The following is an 18,733-nucleotide window of genomic DNA, read 5'->3' on the forward strand; positions in this document are numbered from 1 at the left end:
GATTCCCATGAAAAGCACGCTCTTGACCGGTTCCGCGCTTGCCCTCGCGTCAGCTTTGGCATTGACGGCATGCGGTGGCCCTGCCGAGTCCGCCTCCTCCGCACCCGCGTCCGTGTCCTGCCCCAACGGCGCCATTACGTTCGGCATCGAGCCGTACGAGGACCCTGCCAAACTCAAGCCCGCCTATGACGCACTGGCCAATGCACTGTCCAAGAAGCTTGACTGTCCCGTCACGGTCCAGGTGGTGGAGGACTACGCGGCCGAAGTACTGGCCATGCGCAACGGCAAGCTGGACCTGGGCCAGTTCGGTCCCCTCGGCTACGTGTTCGCCGACACGAAGGCCGGTGCCGAGCCACTGGTGTCTTTTGGCACGGCAGAAAAGGAACTCAGCAGCTACACGGCGGGAATCTGGGTCCCCAAGGACAGCCCGATCCAGTCCATCGGCGATCTCAAGGGCAAGTCCCTCGCCCTGGGCAGCGTGGGTTCCACCTCCCGCGACGTCCTGCCCCGCTTCGGCCTTCGCGAGGCCGGTATCGCAGATGCAGACCTCGGGATGGATTACACCGGCGGCCATCCCGAAGCCCTGCTGGCATTGACCAACGGCAAGGTGGACGCCGCCGAGATCAACTCCCAGACCCTTGCCACGGCCATCGCAGCCGGCACCTTCAAACAAGAGGACTACCGCAAGGTGTGGACTTCCGACCCCATTCCGAACGATCCGATCACCGTCCGGGGCGACGCGGATCCGGCCTTCAAGAAAGCCGTCAAGGATGCCTTCATTTCGCTCTCACCGGAGGACGTTGCCAAGGTTGGCGAGTTCCTGGACGTCACCCCTCCTGGGCCGCTTCTCGAGGTCACCAAGGATAACTACACGCCACTGTTCCAGCTCGCCAAAACCATGAACCTCACGGAAAAGGACCTGTGATGACACTTTCCGTCCGTGGCCTGAGTAAGTCCTTCAGCGGCAAGACCGTCCTCCGTGGCCTTGATTTCTCTGTGGCTGCAGGGGAACTCGTCGCCTTCCTTGGTGCGAACGGTTCGGGAAAGTCCACCACCTTGCGGTGCGTCATGGGCATCGCCGCTGCCGACGTCGGAACCATCAGCATCGGCGACTCGTCCCTGGACCGGCTCCAAGGACGCGACCTTCAGCAGGCGCGGCAGCGCATGGCCATGATCTCCCAGAAGATCCACCTGGTCCCCCGCCGCACTGCCCTGGATAACGTGTGTGCAGGCGCCCTGGCCCGGATCCCCACCACCAGATCGCTGACGCCGCTGCTCTTTCCTGCCGATGTCCAACAGGAAGCCTTGGACTGCCTGGACCGCGTGGGCCTCGCCGACCGCGCCTTCGACCGCGTCGGCCGGCTTTCCGGTGGACAGCAGCAGCGCGTTGCCGTAGCCAGGGCACTCTGCCAGCGGGCCGACGTCGTACTCGCCGACGAGCCCGTGTCCGCACTGGATCCGCACGCGGCTGAACAGGTCATGGGCCTGCTGCGCGAACTCGCCCACTCCGAGGGTTTGGCCGTCGCGGCTGTCCTGCATCAGCCGGATCTTGCCCTTCGTTACGCGGACCGGTCCATCGGGCTGCTTCACGGATCCATGAGCTTTGACCTTCCCTCCACAGAGGTCACCGCCGCGCACCTCAACGCGTTGTACGCCCCGGACAGGAGCATTGCAGCATGACGCCCCAGGCATTGACCCCCGCTGTTGCGCAAAAGCACCCCAATGGCAGGACCGCGTGGCACTGATCCGCCCGAAGAAGCCGCTGCGGTGGTTGACGACGGCGGCAGTAGCTGCCGCCGTCGTCGGACTTCACGCTGTGGCCATCCAGGGGACGGGCTTCAAACCTGAGCTGCTGGTGGATGGCTGGAAAGGCATGGCGGCGTTCATCGGAGACGCGTTTCCGCCGGACCTGAGCTGGGAACGGACACTGAAACCCGGGCTCGACGCGACGCTGGTGACCCTGTGGATTGGCCTGCTGGGTACCACGTTGTCGGTGCCGTCCGCGTTACTGCTGGCCGCGTTGGCCGCCCGCAACACCAGCCCGCATCCGATGGTGTACCAAGCCGCGCGGTCGGTGCTGTCCTTTTTCAGGGCCGTGCCGGACATCGTGTTCGCGCTGATCTTCGTCACTGCCGTGGGGCTTGGCCCGTTCGCCGGTGTCCTCGCCCTGATCTGCCACAACACCGGTGCCATGGGGAAGTTGTGGGCTGAGTCCATGGAGGAGATCGACGCCGGGCCGCAGGAAGCGCTCCGGACTGCGGGCGCCAACCGGATCCAGCAGGTATTCAACGCCACGCTGCCGATGGTGATCCCCCAATTCGTGGGCCTGCTGCTGTACAGGTTCGACGTCAACGTGCGCTCGTCACTGGTCCTTGGCTTGGTGGGCGCCGGCGGCATCGGGCTCCTGATCAACCAGTCCATCAAGTCGTTCCGCTTCGATTCCATGCTCACGCACATTTTGATCGTGCTGGTCCTGATCATCGTGGTGGACCAGTTCTCCGCATGGGTGCGCCGCCGCCTGGCCGCCTGACCCCCTGTGTACCCAACCAGGGGACAGCAAACGTCGCACTGAGCCCACATTGGAGCAGGTGCTGTCCCCTGGTTGGGTGAGTGGGGGCAGAATAAGAGGTGGCTCTGGTCGGAGCTGCGGACTTTGTGGATGGAGCGGGCATGCAGGTGGACGTTGTTGTTGTAGGTGGCGGAGCGATGGGATCAGCGGCCGCATGGCAGTTGTCCCGCGCCGGCAAATCCGTGGTTCTGCTGGAACAGTTCGAAGCAGGCCACCACATCGGCGCTTCCCACGGCGCCACCCGCAACTTCAACACCGCCTACGCCGAGGCCGACTACCTGGACCTTCTGGCCGAGTCCAAAATCCTGTGGGACGAACTCGCTGCAGAACACGGCGCACCCCTGCTGGACCTGGTGGGGCTCGCGAACCACGGCAACGTCCCCAAGCTGGAACTGGTCCGGGAAGCGCACCAGGAACGCGGCATCGAAAGCTACTTCATCTCCGCTTCCGAGGCCGCCGACCGCTGGCAGGGCATGAGCTTCGCCACGGATGTCCTCTTCGTGCCGGGCTCGGGACGCGTCCGCTCGGCGGACGCGTTGGTGGCACTCCGTACATCGGCCGAAGCCCACGGCGCCATTTTCAAGTACTCGACGCCGGTCCGCGACATCCGCGTCGACGGCGCCGAGGCCGTGGTGGTCGTGACGGAGGAAACCGAATACAAGGCACACCGGGTAGTGGTCACTGCTGGGGCGTGGACGCCGAAGGTTCTCGATGGCTTGGTCAAGCTCCCAGCCATGGTGGTGACGCAGGAGCAGCCGGCCCACTTCACCCCCACTGACAACACACTGGTGTGGCCCAGCTTCAACCACAATCCCGATCCGGACCCGAACAACGAACTCTACGAATACTGGTACAGCCCCGTTTACGGAATGCTCACTCCCGGCGAGGGCGTCAAGGCCGGCTGGCATGGCGTCGGGCCTGTCATGGACCCTGACGAGCGCACGTTCGAGCCCATCCCCCAGCAGCTCGAGGCCCTGGTGCGGTACGCAGAGGAGTGGCTTCCCGGCGTCGACCCTTCCACTGCCGTTCCCATCAGCTGCACCTACACCACTACGCCCAACGAGGACTTCGTACTGGACCGTTTCGGTCCTTTGGTGGTGGGCGCCGGTTTCTCGGGGCACGGGTTCAAGTTCACCCCGGCCATTGGACGGGTTCTGAAGGACATCGTCGACGGCGGGGTGGCACCAGAGCGGTTCCGCGCCAACCGTTAAACGCAACTGACCCGCAGTTGTGGTTGTTCTGAGCTCTCAAAACACCACAACTGCGGGTCAGTTGGACGGACTACTTCAGGGTGGAGAGCACCTTGTTGAACGTAGCCGACGGGCGCATGATCTCGGCGGCCTTGGCGGCATCCGGACGGTAGTAACCACCCAGTTCGACGCCGGAGCCCTGGACCGCGGCAAGCTCGCCGACGATTGCCTCTTCGTTGGAGGTCAAGGCGTCCGCGACCGAAGCGAAGGCTGCTGCCAGCTCGGCGTCGGAGGACTGCTTGGCCAGTTCCTGGGCCCAGTACATGGCCAGGTAGAAGTGGCTTCCACGGTTGTCCAGCTCGCCAACACTGCGGCGCGGGGACTTGTTCTCCAGCAGGAACGTGCCCGTGGCGCGGTCCAACGTGTCGGCAAGAACCTGTGCGCGGGCGTTGCCCGTGGTGGTGGCCAGGTGTTCGAAGCTTACTGCCAGAGCCAGGAACTCACCCAGGCTGTCCCAGCGGAGGTGGTTTTCCTTGACCAGCTGCTGGACGTGCTTGGGAGCGGATCCACCGGCACCGGTCTCGAACAGGCCGCCACCGTTGATCAGCGGAACGATGGAGAGCATCTTGGCACTGGTGCCGAGCTCGAGGATCGGGAACAGGTCCGTGAGGTAGTCGCGGAGGACGTTGCCCGTAACCGAGATGGTGTCCTGGCCCTTGCGGATGCGCTCCAAGGTGAAGGCCGTGGCCTCGACCGGGGAGAGGATCTTGATCTCGAGGCCCTCGGTGTCGTGGTCTTTGAGGTACTCGTTGACCTTGGCGATGAGGTTGGCGTCGTGTGCGCGGCCCTCATCCAGCCAGAAGACAGCCGGGGTCTGCGAAGCGCGTGCACGGGTCACGGCCAGCTTCACCCAGTCGCGGACCGGGATGTCCTTGGTCTGGCAGGCGCGCCAGATGTCACCCGGGAAGACCTGGTGTTCGGTGAGGACGTTGCCCTTGCTGTCCACGAGCTGAACCGTGCCGGCTGCCTGGATTTCGAAGGTCTTGTCGTGGCTGCCGTATTCCTCGGCTGCCTGTGCCATAAGGCCCACGTTGGGGACGGTGCCCATGGTGGTGGGATCGAACGCACCGTTTGCACGGCAGTCGTCCAGCACAACCTGGTACACGCCGGCGTAGGAGCTGTCCGGGATGACTGCCAGGGTGTCGGCTTCCTTGCCATCCGGACCCCACATGTGGCCGGAGGAACGGATCATTGCAGGCATGGAGGCGTCAACGATGATGTCCGAGGGAACGTGGAGGCTGGTGATGCCCTTGTCGGAATCAACCATGGCCAGCGCCGGACCGTCTTCGAGGCCCTTGGAGATGGCCGCCTTGACGCCTTCGCGGACGTCCTCCGGGAGGTCTTCCAGGCCGCTGAGGATGGCTGCGAGGCCGTTGTTCGGGCTGATGCCGGCGGCTGCGAGCTGCTTGCCGTAGGTGTCGAACAGCTCGGAGAAGTACGCCTTGACGACGTGGCCGAAGATGATGGGGTCGGAGACCTTCATCATTGTGGCCTTCAGGTGCGCGGAGAAGAGGATGCCTGCTTCCTTGGCGCGTGCAACCTGGGCCTTGAGGAACTCGTCCAGGGCGTCGGCGCGAAGGACGGTTGCGTCAACAACTTCGCCGGCAAGGACAGGGAAGTCCTTCTTGAGGACCTTGGTGGTGCCGTCTTCACGGACCAGCTGGATGCTCAGGGCGTCATCAGCTTCGACGACAACGGACTTCTCGTTGGAGCGGAAGTCGTTCTGGCCCATGGTGGCCACGTTGGTCTTGGAGTCCGCGGACCAGGCACCCATGGAGTGCGGGTTCTGGCGGGCGTAGTTCTTGACCGACAGCGGGGCGCGGCGGTCGGAGTTGCCTTCGCGCAGGACCGGGTTCACTGCGGAGCCCTTGATCTTGTCGTAGCGCGAGCGGATGTCCGTCTCGGTGTCCGAGGAGGGGTTGTCCGGGTAGTCCGGCAAGGCGTAGCCCTGGGCCTGGAGCTCGGCGATGGCGGCCTTGAGCTGCGGAACGGAGGCGCTGATGTTGGGCAGCTTGATGATGTTGGCTTCCGGCCGCTTTGCCAGTTCGCCAAGCTCGGCAAGGGCGTTGCCCGTGCGCTGCTCTTCAGTCAGGAAGTCGCCGAAGACCGCGATGATGCGGCCTGCCAATGAGATATCACGGGTCTCAACCTCTACTCCCGCGGTGGAGGCGTACGCTTCCACGATCGGCAGGAATGAGTAGGTTGCCAGCATCGGCGCTTCGTCTGTGTGGGTATAGATAATCTTGGCCATTGGCGGGGTTCTCCCTGAAAGTCTGCATATTTCAACACTCCTAACTTACCCGAGTAGACCGTTTTGGCGGCTCTTCGTGTCCGGGATCACGTGTTCGTTACCCGGTTCCGGTGGTTTACGCCCGACGGCGACCCGCGCACCGCCGCCGACTGCCGGCGTCGTACTCCCCTCCCGCCGACGTGACAACCAAGTGACAGTAAATTATCACAAAGTCTGAAACATCTCTTTACAAACTTGTCACACGACCGGTAGCTTCGATTCCGTCAGTCGGCGGTCGCCATCACTGGCCGCCTCACTCCCTCGATTAGGTAGGAACAACGTGACAAAAACCAAGACCCTGGCCACAAGCCTGCTGAGTCTGTCCGCTGCCGCAATCCTGGCCCTGGTTGGAACGACCAGCGCCAACGCAGCACCGTCGAAAGACGCGGACACGTCCGGCGCGGCGGTCAGCAGCCATGCAGTGTCCGACGCCGGCGCTGCAGATTACTGGACGCCGGAACGCATGAAGAACGCCAAGTCCGGCGACATCCTCGGCGCCAAAGCCCTGGAACGCGGCCGGTTGCTCAACCCCGGCAAAGCCCCGGTCACTGAAGCCCCGGGCGCCATCAGCAGCATCCCCGGCCAGTCCGCGGCCACCGACTCCACCACCATCGACCGCAAGGTCAACCAGAGCGAAACCCCGGTCAAGCACATCGGCAAGATCTTCTTCACCCTGGGCGGCTCCAACTACGTCTGCTCCGGCAACTCCGTGACAGCGGCCAACAAGAGCACAGTGTCCACCGCCGGCCACTGCGTCAATGAAGGTCCGGGCGCCTACGCAACGAACTTCGTCTTCGTGCCCGCCTACCTCAACGGTTCAGCACCCTACGGCAAGTGGACGGCAAAGGCGCTGTACTCCCCCAGCCAGTGGGCCTCCAACGGCAACATGCAGTACGACACCGCTTTCGCCGTCATGAACACCCTCAACGGCCAGAAGCTCGCCGACGTCGTCGGCTCCTCCGGCGTCCAGTTCAACGCCGCCCGCGGCCTGAGCTACAAGTCCTTCGGCTACCCGGCAGCTGCTCCCTTCAACGGCGAATCCCTCAAGAGCTGCTCCGGCACCGCCACCAACGATCCCTACAACCCGCAGTTCAACTCCCAGGGCATCCCGTGCAACATGACCGGTGGTTCCTCGGGCGGTCCGTGGTTCATCGGAAACAGCTCCACGGGCTACCAGAACTCGGTCAACTCCTACGGCTACGGCAGCAACTCCACCACCATGTACGGCCCTTACTGGGGCACCGTGATCCAGTCCACCTACAACACCGCGGCGGCTTCGTAACTTTTTTGGCAAGTCCCTGTTAATTACGACGGCGGCCGTCCCCTTGTGGGGGCGGCCGCCGTTGCGTTGGGCTGCTTTTGCGCTATAGGCGCGCCGATTGTTAGTGGAAGAAGTGGCGTGCGCCGGTGAAGTACATCGTGATGCCGGCAGCGTTCGCTGCGGCAATGACTTCCTCGTCGCGGACCGAGCCACCGGGCTGGACCACGGCGCGGACACCGGCGTCGATCAGGATCTGCAGGCCGTCAGCGAACGGGAAGAACGCATCCGAGGCTGCCACGGCACCGCGTGCACGCTCAGGCGCGTTGGCGCCGCTGGCGTTGGAGGCACCGCCGGCGCCATCGACGTCGGACTCCACCTGGACGCCCAGCGTATTGGCGCGCTCGACGGCCAGCTTGCAGGAGTCGAGGCGGTTGACCTGGCCCATGCCGATGCCCACTGCTGCGCCGTTGTCGGCCAGGAGGATGGCGTTGGACTTCGCTGCGCGGCAAGCGGTCCAGGCGAAGGCGAGGTCCGCGAGGGTCTTTTCGTCAGCGGCTTCCCCGGCGGCGAGGGTCCAGTTGGCGGGGTTGTCGCCGTCGGCGTCCACCTTGTCGCTCATCTGGACCAGGACGCCACCTGAAACCTGGCGCATCTCGGAGGGGTAGCGGCCGTAGCCTTCGGGCAGGGCGAGGAGGCGGATGTTCTTCTTCTTGGAGAGGATCTCGACGGCTTCCGGCTCGAAGTCCGGCGCGATGACAACCTCGGTGAAGATGTCGGCCACCGTGCGGGCCATGCCTGCGGTGACGGTGCGGTTGGCTGCGATGACGCCACCGAACGCGGAGACGGGGTCGCAGGCGTGTGCCTTGGCGTGGGCGTCGGCGATCGGGTCGGCAGCGTCGGCCGAACCGACAGCAACACCGCACGGGTTGGCGTGCTTGATGATGGCGACGGCGGGCTCAGCGAAGTCGAAGGCCGCGCGGAGGGCGGCATCAGCGTCGACGAAGTTGTTGTAGCTCATGGCCTTGCCGTGAAGCTGGTCAGCCTGGGCGATGCCGGCCGGAGCGGCCTTGTCAACGTAGAGCGCGGCCTGCTGGTGCGGGTTTTCGCCGTAGCGGAGGACCTCGGAGCGCTCCAGGGCCAGGCCTGCATAGGCGGGCCAGTCGATGACGCCGTCGCCGTCTTCGTCCAGGAACTGGCTGGCGGTCCAGGAAGCAACCGCATTGTCGTAGCTGGCGGTGTGGGCGAAGGCCTTCGCAGCCAGGCGACGACGGGTGTTCAGGTCAAAGCCGCCGTGGGCCGCGGCGTCGACGACAGCGCCGTAGAAGTTGGGGTCCGTGACAATGGCGACGGCGGCGTGGTTCTTCGCAGCCGAGCGCACCATGGCGGGGCCTCCGATGTCGATCTGCTCGACGACGTCGTCCTGTGCCGCGCCGGACTTCACGGTCTCCACGAACGGGTAGAGGTTGACCACCACGAGGTCGAAGGTTTCGATCTCCATGCCGGCCAGGGTTTCCATGTGGGCCGGGACGCGACGGTCGGCCAGGATTCCGCCGTGGACGCGCGGGTGCAGGGTCTTGACGCGGCCGTCGAGCATTTCCGGGGAGCCGGTGACTTCTTCGACTTCCTTGACCGGGATGCCTGCGGCGGCGATCTTCTTGGCGGTGGAGCCGGTGGACACAATGGCGACGCCGGCTGCGTGCAGGCCCTTCGCGAGCTCCTCCAGTCCCGTCTTGTCGTAAACCGAGATCAGTGCACGGCGGATGGGAACACGGTCAAGCTGCGTCAAGCTCACAAAAGTCTCCGTCTTAGTTCGCGTAGATGTCGCGGGTGGTGTCGCGTTTGATGGGGATACGGAGAGTTTATCGTGTTTCGCTGCGGGGCTGGTTTTGCGTCTTTGCACCCTGCGTTGCGAGGCCCGCTTTGCGTTTCATTCCTTGCGCTTGCCACGTAAACCAGGCCCCACAAATCCACCCCCACCCTTGCGAGGCCCACTCTGCGTGCCATAGCCCCAACGAACCACGCAAACCAGGCCCCACAAATCCACCCCCACCCTTGCGAGGCCCGCTCTGCGCAAGCAACCCGACTTACGAAGGCAGGCGCCGCCACCCGCGGGACAGCAAAGCGTCCTGGATCTTCTTTTCGGCATGGCCCCAGCCGCCCTTCATCTGGACGTCTGAGAATCGGAGCACGGTCCAGCCCAACGCCCGCAGCCGGTCGTCACGCTCAATGTCCTTGCCCCATTGGACCGGGTCTGATCGGTGGTGATCGCCTTCGTATTCGAGGGCGATCTTGTACTCCTTGTATTGCAGGTCAGGAGTCGAAATGTAGTTTCCGTGATCATCGAAGACGGGCCGCGTTACGGCAGGCTCCGGGAAACCGGCGTCGAGAATCTTTAGGCGCAAACGTGACTCCCGGGGCGAGTCGACACCGGCTCGTAGCAGAGGAAGGATAGCCCGCGCCATCCGGATGCCCTTGACCTTTGGACGGCGATCAATGACTTCTTGAATGGCTTCAATCGAGGTGAGCGGTTCCTTACGCTTAAGCAGCGCATCCCCGGCCGCTACGAGAGATGACCTCCCAAGATGTCGCGCCAGGTCCACCCAAGTCCATTCGGGCGAGGTGAGTTGGACTCCATTGACCAACCGGACATCCCTGGCCAGGAGCGGCGCCCGATGTCCGACGACGCCGCGGCGCTTCACCCGACCGATCTCGTGCCTGCGAGTGACGTGGATCGGCCCTGTTGCCCCCTCGTCTTCCAGGTACATCGGTAGCGGGATTGACCACAACAGAGCTGCCGTGATGTGGCTGACTGCGCATCTCGGAGTGACAGCCGTGTGCAGCCGAGCCACCATGGCAAGATCGCGCTCGTCTGCCTTGGCCAGTCGAATGCCACGACTGGGGGTTACGAGCCCACTGGCTTGGAGCCGCCAACGAGGCACACCAGCGGCATAGGCCTCAGCGACCAGGAAGCCACGGGGGTCAACGTTTACCGGCAAAGGCTTGGGTTTCCGCATTGAACAATGCTCGCCGGAAACGATGGTCCGCATTCAGTTATCCACAGAAGTCGCGCCCATAAGGGGGTGACACTTCTCCTCCACAGACGTTGCGAGGCCCGCTTTGCGCGGCAAACCCACGCCTAAGCACGCAGAGCAGGCCTCACAACGAGAGAGCCGCGCGTTGCGAGGCCAGCTTTGCGCGGCAAACCCACGCCTAAGCACGCAGAGCAGGCCCCGCAACATAGGGTTGAGCCATGGAATCCCCCAATGAGGTCATTCTTGTCGCCGATGTAGGGAAGAGCCGCTGCCGCGTGGAACTGCGCAGAGGTGACGAGCTGCTGGGCGCCGCCGATCAACACGGCTTCCCCGGGGTACACGTGGACAACGGGCCCACCCAAGCGTTCGATCTCCTCCTAGAGACAGTCAGCCTGCTCCCGCCCGGGCTCCCGGTCAGCACCCTGACGGGAATCGGTGCGGCCGTGGCGGGCGTGGAAGCATCAGCCGAAAAGTCCCGCGAGCTGGCCACCATGCTCTCGCAGAGGTTCGGTGTCCCGGCGGCTGTCCTCTCCGATGCCACGGCCGCACAGCTCGGTGCTCTCCAGGGCGCGCCCGGAACTACGTTGATAGTGGGAACAGGCGCCGTCGCGTTCCGTTTTGACCAGGCCGGCATCCTGCACCGTGCCGACGGTTGGGGACCCTACCTTGGCGATCAAGGCAGCGGGCGCTGGATCGGCCAACGTGGTTTGCAGGCAGTTCTTGAAGCGCACGACGGCGGCCCCTCCACGTCGTTGTCGGCTGCGGCCGGGGCTCTGGTGGAGTCGCCGGAGCAGCTGCCGGGATGGCTGGCGGAACAGGAAAACCCGTACAGGGCGATGGCCCGGTTCGCCCCGTTGGTTCTGCACGCAGCGGAGGCGGGTGACGCCGTCGCGCATGAAATCATCGGGCAGGCATGCCGCATCCTGACCCGCACCGTCCAGCTCGCGTCCGGCGGCGAAGACGCCTCACCGCGCGTTGCGCTGCTGGGAGGCGTGGTCAGTTCAGAGTTCTTCGCCGAGCTCTTGCGGAAGTCCCTGGCTTCGGCTGGGATTGAGGTGGTGGCCCCGCTCGGCGATGGCTTGGACGGCGCTGCCCTCGCTGCGACGCGCCGCGGGCTCATCCAGGAAAGGTACATCCACCGTGACGGAACAAACTGGCCCGACTGACGCGGACAAACTCGCGGACCTCCGTACGGAGCTTGCCGGGCTGCAGACCGAAGCCGCGGCCGAGAACCTCAAGGACCTGGACATCCTGGGCACCGAGGAACTTGTTTCCGCCATGCTTGCCCACAGTGCAGGAGTACACGCGGCCGTTGAAGCGGCCAGCGACGCCATCGTGAAAACGGTCGACGCCGTTGCGGAGCGACTCCAGCGCGGGGGTCGCCTCTTGTACGTCGGAGCCGGGACGGCCGGGCGGCTGGGTGTGCTCGACGCGAGCGAGTGCCCGCCGACCTTCGGCACCCCACCGGGACTCGTCGTCGGACTTATCGCGGGCGGCACCCAGGCGATCCAGAAGCCCGTTGAGTATGCCGAGGACAACGCAACGGCCGGCGCGCGGGACCTGCACGATATCAACGTGACGGAAGCGGACGCCGTCGTGGGTATTACCGCCTCGGGGAGGACGCCATACGTGATCGGCGCGCTGGAGGAGGCACGGAAGAAGGGTGCGTTCACGGCGTCTCTGGCGTGCAACAAGGGCTCGGCCGTGAGCCATCTGGCGGATGTGGCGATCGAGGTGGTTGTGGGCCCGGAGTTCATCGCGGGTTCAACCAGGCTCAATTCGGGGACTGCGCAGAAACTTGTCCTCAACATGATCAGCACGCTGGTGATGGTGAAACTGGGCAAGACCTACGGCAACCTCATGGTGGATCTGCGGGCAACCAACGAGAAACTGTTGGCCCGCTCCCAGCGCACCGTGCAGCATGCGACTGGTGTCTCCGCCGAGGAAGCCGCTGCGGCGCTGGACTCGGTGGGCGGATCGGTGAAGGCAGCTATTTTGGTGGTTCTCACGGGTATCGACGCCGCCCAGGCAAAGGGTGCCCTCGAAGAAGCCGGCGGTTTCCTGCGGCGGGCCATCGAGAACCAGAAGTAACGTTGCCCCGCAGCGCATAAAGTTGCATGCAGGAGGCCCAATGAATACATACACTGCCGTACCCAGCGGCGAGCAAGTAGTGCAGGAACTGCCGTGGCGGTGGAAGGTCCAGGGAAGGATTTTCCTGATCGGCGGGCTCGGGTTCATGTTCGATGCCTGGGATGTCACGCTGAACGGCATCCTCATCCCGCTGCTGTCCAAGCACTGGTCGCTGCAGCCGGCTGACGCAGCGTGGATCGGCACGGCAAACCTCATTGGCATGGCTGTGGGTGCGTTCGCGTGGGGCACCATCGCGGACACCATCGGGCGCAAGAAGGCCTTCACCGCCACCCTCCTGATTTTCAGCATTTTCACGGTCCTTGGTGCGTTCTCGCCGGACATCGTGTGGTTCTGCATCTTCCGCTTCATGGCCGGCTTCGGTTTGGGTGGCTGCATCCCCGTGGACTACGCCCTGGTGGGTGAGTTCACGCCGCGTAAGCAACGCGGCAAAGTCCTGACGGCCATGGATGGCTGGTGGCCCGTCGGCGCGGCTTTGTGCGGCTTTGTTTCGGCCGGGCTCGTGGCTCTGTACGGGGATTGGCGGCTCACCATGCTGGTCATGGTGATCCCGGCGCTCCTGGTTTTCTGGGTCCGACGTTCAGTGCCCGAGTCCCCGTTGTTCCTGATACGGGCCGGTCGCAGGGCCGAGGCTGCCGCCGTGATTGACGGACTGGTTGAAGCAACCGGGGCCTCTCCGCGCGCCTACAGCCTCCCCGATCCGCAAGCTGCTCCCCGCCTGTCCCCTGGCAGCGCCTGGGCCCAGCTCCGCAACATCTGGGCGTTCAACTGGAAAATCACCACGGCGGCGTGGGCCCTCTTCTTCTCCGTGCTCCTGGTCTACTACCTGTCCCTCACGTGGATGCCGCGCATTCTCATTGGTGCAGGGTTCGAAGAGTACAAGGCGTTCGTCACGACGGCGGGCATGGCCGCCGTCGGCCTTTTGGGCGTGGTGGTCGCGGCGGTCCTGGTGGAGCGCGTGGGACGCAAGTGGATCCTGGCCATCACCGGCCCGCTGTCCGCGCTGACGCTGGTGATCGTGGCGTTGGTAGTCGATGTGCCTTCCGCCGCGGTGTTCTGGCTGCTCACGTTCGGCTTCGTGGTGCAGGTGGCAATTCCCGTCCTGTACGCCTACGTGTCCGAGCTCTATCCGACCGAGCTGCGCGGCTCGGGATTCGGGTGGGCGTCGACGTTCTCCCGCATTGGCGCAGGCTTTGGACCGCTGGTGTTTGCCTCGTTCTTCTGGCCGGAGTTCGGACTGGCGACGTCCTTTGCCCTGGCAGGTGGGCTCGTGCTGTTGTCCGTGCTGTGGATGGCCTTCTTCGCCCCGGAGACCAAGCAGCGCGAGCTCTCGTAGTCCAACCAGGGGACAGATCCGGGCCCAATGAAGCGTCAGTGGAGCGTTTGCTGCCCCCTACTTGGGTAGGGCGGCGGCGAGGTCGGCGAGGGTCTGGACCAACAGACGGCGCTCCACTACCTTGATGCGCTCGTGCAGAGTTTCCTCGGTGTCCTCGGGAAGCACAGTGACAGCTTCCTGGGCAATGATGGGTCCCGTGTCCACGCCTGCGTCGGCCCAGTGAACCGTGCAGCCGGTGACCTTTACTCCGTAGGCCATGGCGTCGCGGACTCCGTGTGCACCGGGGAACGAGGGCAGCAGGGCCGGGTGGGTATTGACGTACTTGCCGTCGAAGGCATCGATGAAGTCGGCGCTCACGATCCGCATGAAGCCGGAGGAAACCACAACATCGGGCTCGTAGGAAAGAACTTTGTCGCGCAAGGCAGCATCCCACTCGGCGCGGGTTTCGAAGGAGTTGAAGTTGACCACGAACGTCTCGATGCCGGCCTCGTCAGAGCGTTCCACACCATAGGTGTCGGGACGATCGGCGCCCACCGCGGCAATCTCGACATCCAGCTCACCCGACTTCACGGCGTCGATGACTGCCTGAAGATTGGAACCGGTACCGGAGACGAGGACAACAATGCGCATTGCACTAGCTTATGGGCGGCTCGCGTAGGCTGGAAAACATGAATCCCGACGTCGGTTCCGCGCCGAACCAGCAACCTCGCTCCGAGGCTGAAAAGTCCGCCCTCGGTGTGACCCAGATCCTGTTCCGCGCCTTCCTTTTTTCGGCGGTGGGAGCGTTCTTCGTGTTCTCCCTGAACGTGAACTACGTGTGGTTGAGCGGGATCCTGACGGTCGCGGCGTTGGTGCTGGGCATCGTGGTGCTGGTGCGGACCATCAAGTACAAGCACCCCCGCCTGATTCTGTTCGGCACGATCTCGGGGTTGGTGGTGACGGCCATCATGTGCCTGCTGGTTCTGACGTCAGCCCTCTTCTTCCGGCAGGTCAGCACCTACCAGGATTGCGCCCGCTCAGCGTTGACCGAGTCGGCCAAGACACAGTGCCTGATGCAGCTCGAGAAGTCCATGCCGGGGTCGCTCAGGTAGCCCGACGCTACTGCAGCTGACCGCTCAGGCGTGCTCGTCGTCGTACGCGTTTTCTTCCAGGTTCGCCTCGCGCAGCTTCTGGCTGCGTTCCAGCCACGGCCCCACTGCGTAGCCAATTACGACGCCGATCCCCACTTCCGCGGCCAGCCAGACTGCCGTCCACAACGGGTGGGGTCCGATCTCCGTGAGCCTCCCAATGCCGGCGGAACCACGCGCGATCCAGGCCAGAGCCCCGCCGAGCAGGCCCGCGACGGCGCCGACGAAGGCTCCGAGGAAGAGAGTCGAAACAGTGGCCGTGAACCAGCGGGCCTTGATCTTGATGGAGAGCCACTCATCAAAATGGTTTTCGCCCTCCCGCAGGAACCACCAGCCGGCAAGGACTCCTGCCACAACAGGCAACGCCAGTGCCATGGCCCCAAAATCGAGCTGGCCGGCGGGCAGGCTGCCAAGGATGGGAACGGCGGGAAGGGGTCCCACGGCGGTGCCCAACGGACCGGCCGTGGAGCCGATGCCGAGCGAGAAACCCGCCCCCGAGGACCACGCCAAGGCGAAGATCACCAGGTTTGGCAGGAAGCCAAGCTGTGCGATGGTGAGCACGGCACCGCCCAGGGCTCCGGCTTTCAGGCCTTCATACACGGCGATGATGTCGGTCCAGTGCCACACGATGGTGACGGCCAGCAGCACAGCCGACAGGCACACGGCGGCCATGGCTGCCACGAAACCGGCCTTCAGCGCAGAGCCGACGTACGAGCCGGCCCACCGCGAGTGCTGGCTGGTCTTGGCGAGCCAGGCGACGGCGTCGACGCCGATCAGCCGGCTCCACGAGCCTGCCTCGCGTCGGGCGCCAACGATCATGCCCAAGCCAAAGGAGATGAGCGGGAGGGCCATGGCCAACCACAGGTTGATGACGACTTCAGTAGTGCGGCACACGAATCCCGTGGCGGCGCCGAAGGCCGCGTAGACAAGGAAGGCGCCGAAGAACGCCTGCCACAGCTGGTCGGTGTAGGAGGCGCGGGCCAGCCGACGGCCCGCCCGCCATGCCAGCAGGAACGGAATGAGCGTCAGGCCCAGGGGAATCAGGGAAAGCAGCCCTGATCCCGGCTGTGCGGCGGTGCCGATGTTCACATGAGCGAGCTCCAAGGGAACTCCATGGATCAGCAACCATGCCTGGCCGCCGAGCCGTGCCAGGGAATCGACATTGCGGTCCTGGAAACCGTCGGTTGCCCAGACCCCGACCAGCGGAAGCACCACCACGATGGCGGAAATGAACGCAGCTTGGGCCGCTTCCAAACCACCCTGTAGCCAAAGGGGCATAGGGAGGCCACGGTTTCCGGTCTGATCAGCGCGCAGTTTCATCGTGATCCATCGTGCCACGGCCAGCTCTCCAAGCCCGTCAGGCGCCCCTGAAATACCGCGAATTCCAGCGCTTTTTCCTGTAGGCCGCCGTAAGATGGGAGGTGTTCTCGCGGGGCAGGCGAGCGCCCCCGGTTGATATTGAAGGCCCGGAAAAATCGAAGCCGGGAACTAGGAGCGGCCAATGAATAGGTGTCACAACTTCTAACAGAAAGTCGTACTAGCAGCTGGTGCAGCCGCCTTAGGATTTTTCCCAGGCTGCACCAGCCTTCTTATGCACAGGCTGAGTACCGTACCCCCACTTACAGCTGCGGCCCGTAGATGAATTCCTTCGCATGGTTGACGGCCTTCTTGAACGCGTCGTTGCGGAGTGTCACCTGCTCCTGGTTGGCTCCCCCTCGCGGTTCCACGAACGTGGTTGGGCCGGGGCGCAGCATCCAGATGTCACCCGCTGGCGGCAGGTAGAACACCCCGAAGGAGCGGTGTTCGGGGTCATCGGTCCAGATGGGGACGACGGCGATCGCGGCCCCTGTGTCCGGGTTGATCCACTGGGCCCGCGGCAGGGGTTGTTCGTGGACTTCAGGGTCCAGGAACGGCGCTGTCCCTCTCCCCCAGCGTTGTTCGAACCGTTCGTAGAACGCGGGAATGATGTGGTCGTCATAGGGACGCCAAGCACTCATGGATTGCTCCTTGGTGTTCTCAGGTTTCTGGACGAAGGTTCCCAACGGGGTGGCCCGAAGGACAACGGTGACTGCCCGCCGTCGTTCCTTGCCGGCTGCTGCGCACGCTTGTGCACGCGGACGTTCACCGGCGTCCCGCCGGTACCGAAACCGTTCCGCCGTGCACGGTCGTATGCCGCCCGCTTTCCTGGGTCCGACAAAACGACGTACGCCTGCATGATGGCGTGAAGTTCCTGGAGGTCGGCCGCGGAGGTGGTGTCGCCGTCGTCGACCTTTGGGCGGGTGTCCGGATGGTGGGTCCGAAGCAGCGTGCGATAGGCGCGGGCGATCTCACGGGCCGTCGCGTCGGGCGCGACGCGGAGGGTGGCGTAGTGGTCAAATTGCGTGTTCACTGCTGTGTCCGGTTCATGCTGCTGATCAGGAGATGGCCCCCGGCCTGAGCCGGGGGCCATCCGTCGGGAGACGACGGGCGGGGACCGCTTTCATGTGCGCTAAAAAACGCTGTGACGTGGCACGAAGCCTGCGCCCAACTATTCCGATGCGGCCGCCTCCGTTGTTCCCGGTCACTGCCCTGCCGGTCGGCCACCCCCGGGTGAGCTTCCGGCAGGACGGAGTGGGTCAGGCGTTGATCTCCTGCTTTTGCCCGCTGGATGTGATCTCGATGCGCCGCGGCTTGGCCTTCTCGGCGACCGGGATGTGGAGTGTGAGCACACCGGCGTCGTAGTTGGCCTGGACGTTTTCGGTATCAAGGGTGTCACCCAGGATCAGCTGCCGGCTGAAGACGCCCTGTGGGCGTTCGGCGGCGATCATCTCGGTGTTCTCGCCCGCGGGCGACTTGCGTTCGGCCTTTACGGTGAGGACGTTGCGTTCGACGTCCAACTCCACTGAATCAGGGCTTACACCTGGCAGATCGAAGGCAACAACGAATTGTCCGTCCTCCTGCCATGCATCCATCGGCATTCCGGCCGGGCGTGCTGTTGTGCCAAAAACCTGTTGGGCGAGCCTGTCGAATTCGCGGAACGGGTCAGTGCGCATCAGCATTTGGTTCTCACTCCTTTGGATCTTGATGCTGATTCTGTTGTTGCTACCAGCCTCCAGATCTATGGTGGTTGGTATAGATTTTTTATAGCACTGGTGAGAGAGTGGTGCAAGTAGGTTTTTGGAAGATTTTTCGGAGGTTTTTGATGGCAGGTTCGGATCGCTCGGCGGCCGCCGCGGAGCACGACGGCGGTTTGGTCGCCCCCGCTTCGGGCGCGGGTTCCGATGAAGGACGGGGCGTTTACGCGATCTCGGTTGCCGCAGAGCTGGTGGGCACAGGCCAGCAGAACATCCGGCAGTACGAGCGCAAGGGCCTGCTCACTCCCGAAAGGACCGACGGCGGCACGCGCCGCTACAGCGAAAACGACCTCGCGACGCTGCGTCGGATCGGAGTGTTGCTTGATGAAGGGCTGAACCTGGCCGGAGTGAAACGTGTGCTGGAGCTGGAGGAGGCGAACCGTGGGCTCACCGAGGATAACCGCGGGCTGAGTGAGCACAACGAGGAGCTACGGGCGGACAACCGGGGGCTGCGGAAGGATTTGAAGGCGGCGCGGGGTCGGGGTACCTAGCTCGGGGTGTTTCCGACATCCGACTAAGCCAAAGATGGGGGAACGCCGCTCTTGGTCAACCGCAGACCGGCAGGAGCACCTCTTTCGCCCGCCCCCACTGACATCAATGCGCGCAT

At 64.2% G+C, this 18,733-nt stretch carries 18 protein-coding genes; 10 read left to right on the top strand and 8 right to left on the bottom strand.

Going from position 1 to position 18,733, the window contains the following annotated elements:
* Positions 1 to 7 precede the first annotated feature (7 nt).
* From FDP28_RS15260 to FDP28_RS15275, 4 genes are all read left to right on the top strand, one after another.
* Positions 8 to 925, top strand: coding sequence for a phosphate/phosphite/phosphonate ABC transporter substrate-binding protein (locus FDP28_RS15260; RefSeq protein WP_144662395.1), 918 nt, complete (start codon positions 8 to 10; stop codon positions 923 to 925).
* A complete protein-coding gene (locus FDP28_RS15265) occupies positions 925 to 1,680 on the top strand; it encodes a phosphonate ABC transporter ATP-binding protein (protein WP_144662396.1) in 756 nt (251 codons plus the stop codon). Before FDP28_RS15260 ends, FDP28_RS15265 begins: the two co-directional genes overlap by 1 nt.
* Positions 1,681 to 1,735: 55 nt before the next feature.
* Positions 1,736 to 2,530 carry a phosphonate ABC transporter, permease protein PhnE gene (phnE, locus tag FDP28_RS15270; RefSeq protein WP_260842491.1) on the top strand — a complete coding sequence of 265 codons (795 nt, stop codon included), beginning with the start codon at positions 1,736 to 1,738 and terminating at the stop codon, positions 2,528 to 2,530.
* 140 nt (positions 2,531 to 2,670) lie between these two features.
* A complete protein-coding gene (locus tag FDP28_RS15275) occupies positions 2,671 to 3,780 on the top strand; it encodes an FAD-dependent oxidoreductase (RefSeq protein WP_144662488.1) in 1,110 nt (369 codons plus the stop codon).
* Positions 3,781 to 3,850: 70 nt separating this feature from the next.
* On the opposite strand, the gene FDP28_RS15280 is transcribed toward FDP28_RS15275, so the two are convergent.
* Positions 3,851 to 6,070, bottom strand: a complete 2,220-nt coding sequence (locus FDP28_RS15280) for an NADP-dependent isocitrate dehydrogenase (RefSeq protein WP_144662397.1) — start codon at positions 6,068 to 6,070, stop codon at positions 3,851 to 3,853.
* A 319-nt stretch (positions 6,071 to 6,389) separates the two neighbouring features.
* Here FDP28_RS15280 and FDP28_RS15285 point away from each other — a divergent pair, with 319 nt between their 5' ends.
* Entirely contained in the window at positions 6,390 to 7,391 is a 1,002-nt protein-coding gene (locus tag FDP28_RS15285) for a trypsin-like serine peptidase (RefSeq protein ID WP_144662398.1), read from the top strand.
* 100 nt (positions 7,392 to 7,491) lie between these two features.
* On the opposite strand, the gene purH is transcribed toward FDP28_RS15285, so the two are convergent.
* Together purH and FDP28_RS15295 are read right to left on the bottom strand one after the other, a co-directional pair.
* Entirely contained in the window at positions 7,492 to 9,162 is a 1,671-nt protein-coding gene (gene purH, locus FDP28_RS15290; RefSeq protein ID WP_144662399.1) for a bifunctional phosphoribosylaminoimidazolecarboxamide formyltransferase/IMP cyclohydrolase, read from the bottom strand.
* Positions 9,163 to 9,454: 292 nt separating this feature from the next.
* A complete protein-coding gene (locus FDP28_RS15295) occupies positions 9,455 to 10,384 on the bottom strand; it encodes an endonuclease domain-containing protein (RefSeq protein ID WP_186313649.1) in 930 nt (309 codons plus the stop codon).
* Between the two features lie 236 nt (positions 10,385 to 10,620).
* Here FDP28_RS15295 and FDP28_RS15300 point away from each other — a divergent pair, with 236 nt between their 5' ends.
* Genes FDP28_RS15300 through FDP28_RS15310 form a run of 3 tightly spaced genes read left to right on the top strand, consistent with a single transcriptional unit; the run spans position 10,621 to position 13,886 of the window.
* Complete coding sequence (locus FDP28_RS15300; protein ID WP_144662401.1) at positions 10,621 to 11,568, top strand: N-acetylglucosamine kinase; 948 nt, start codon at positions 10,621 to 10,623, stop codon at positions 11,566 to 11,568.
* A complete protein-coding gene (gene murQ / locus FDP28_RS15305) occupies positions 11,543 to 12,493 on the top strand; it encodes an N-acetylmuramic acid 6-phosphate etherase (RefSeq protein WP_144662402.1) in 951 nt (316 codons plus the stop codon). The genes FDP28_RS15300 and murQ overlap by 26 nt, the downstream gene beginning before the upstream one ends.
* A 40-nt stretch (positions 12,494 to 12,533) precedes the next feature.
* Positions 12,534 to 13,886, top strand: coding sequence for an MFS transporter (locus FDP28_RS15310; protein WP_144662403.1), 1,353 nt, complete (start codon positions 12,534 to 12,536; stop codon positions 13,884 to 13,886).
* A 57-nt stretch (positions 13,887 to 13,943) separates the two neighbouring features.
* Here FDP28_RS15310 and purN read toward each other — a convergent pair whose 3' ends face one another.
* Entirely contained in the window at positions 13,944 to 14,516 is a 573-nt protein-coding gene (purN, locus tag FDP28_RS15315; protein WP_144662404.1) for a phosphoribosylglycinamide formyltransferase, read from the bottom strand.
* An 11-nt stretch (positions 14,517 to 14,527) separates the two neighbouring features.
* On the opposite strand from purN, the gene FDP28_RS15320 reads away from it, so the two are divergent.
* Complete coding sequence (locus tag FDP28_RS15320) at positions 14,528 to 14,977, top strand: hypothetical protein (RefSeq protein WP_144662405.1); 450 nt, start codon at positions 14,528 to 14,530, stop codon at positions 14,975 to 14,977.
* 24 nt (positions 14,978 to 15,001) lie between these two features.
* On the opposite strand, the gene FDP28_RS15325 is transcribed toward FDP28_RS15320, so the two are convergent.
* The 4 genes from FDP28_RS15325 to FDP28_RS15340 all read right to left on the bottom strand — a co-directional run bounded on the left by FDP28_RS15325 (position 15,002) and on the right by FDP28_RS15340 (position 18,051).
* Complete coding sequence (locus tag FDP28_RS15325; RefSeq protein ID WP_144662489.1) at positions 15,002 to 16,333, bottom strand: cell division protein PerM; 1,332 nt, start codon at positions 16,331 to 16,333, stop codon at positions 15,002 to 15,004.
* Between the two features lie 299 nt (positions 16,334 to 16,632).
* The gene (locus FDP28_RS15330) at positions 16,633 to 17,010 is read right to left on the bottom strand and encodes a hypothetical protein (protein ID WP_144662406.1); all 378 of its coding nucleotides are present in this window, start codon (positions 17,008 to 17,010) and stop codon (positions 16,633 to 16,635) included.
* A complete protein-coding gene (locus FDP28_RS15335; protein WP_144662407.1) occupies positions 17,007 to 17,402 on the bottom strand; it encodes a J domain-containing protein in 396 nt (131 codons plus the stop codon). Before FDP28_RS15335 ends, FDP28_RS15330 begins: the two co-directional genes overlap by 4 nt.
* A gap of 226 nt (positions 17,403 to 17,628) precedes the next feature.
* Entirely contained in the window at positions 17,629 to 18,051 is a 423-nt protein-coding gene (locus FDP28_RS15340; RefSeq protein WP_144662408.1) for an Hsp20/alpha crystallin family protein, read from the bottom strand.
* Between the two features lie 143 nt (positions 18,052 to 18,194).
* Between FDP28_RS15340 and FDP28_RS15345 the strand changes: the two genes are divergently transcribed.
* Positions 18,195 to 18,617: a MerR family transcriptional regulator gene (locus FDP28_RS15345; protein ID WP_222120646.1), complete on the top strand. Its 423-nt coding sequence runs from the start codon at positions 18,195 to 18,197 to the stop codon at positions 18,615 to 18,617.
* Positions 18,618 to 18,733 lie beyond the last annotated feature (116 nt).

This window comes from Paenarthrobacter nicotinovorans (assembly GCF_007670255.1).
In the GTDB taxonomy this organism is placed as follows: Bacteria; Actinomycetota; Actinomycetes; order Actinomycetales; family Micrococcaceae; genus Arthrobacter; species Arthrobacter nicotinovorans_B.